The 303-nt window shown below is 62.7% G+C and carries 1 protein-coding gene; it reads right to left on the bottom strand.

The window, feature by feature from the left end; all coding sequences use genetic code 11:
- The coding region (locus CR105_RS27615) for a DDE-type integrase/transposase/recombinase (protein WP_143752847.1) at positions 1-303 on the bottom strand (303 nt) is incomplete at both ends.

Below are 303 nucleotides of genomic sequence, written 5' to 3'. Positions count from 1 at the left end.
GCACCAGGATCGGCACGTCGCGGCCGGCGTTGATCGCATCGATCGCCGCCTTGTTGGCGCCACTCTTGTCCATCGCGACCTTGTCCGGATCGCCGTTCGCTCCCATGGCCTTGTCGAAGAAGCGCTTCGCCGCAGCCATGTCGCGCTTCGCTGTCAGCAGGAAGTCGACGCTCTTGCCCTGCTTGTCGACAGCGCGGTAGAGGTATTTCCAGACGCCCTTGACCTTGATGTACGTCTCATCCATACGCCAGCTGCCGCCGACCGGACGCTTGTGTTTCCGGGCCATCTTCTCGATGAGCGGCA

The sequence above is a fragment of the Massilia eurypsychrophila genome (assembly GCF_002760655.1).
Classification (GTDB): Bacteria; Pseudomonadota; Gammaproteobacteria; order Burkholderiales; family Burkholderiaceae_D; genus JAFCUW01.
Note: the sequence above shows the minus strand (reverse complement) of the source record. Positions and strands in the feature narration are given on the sequence as shown.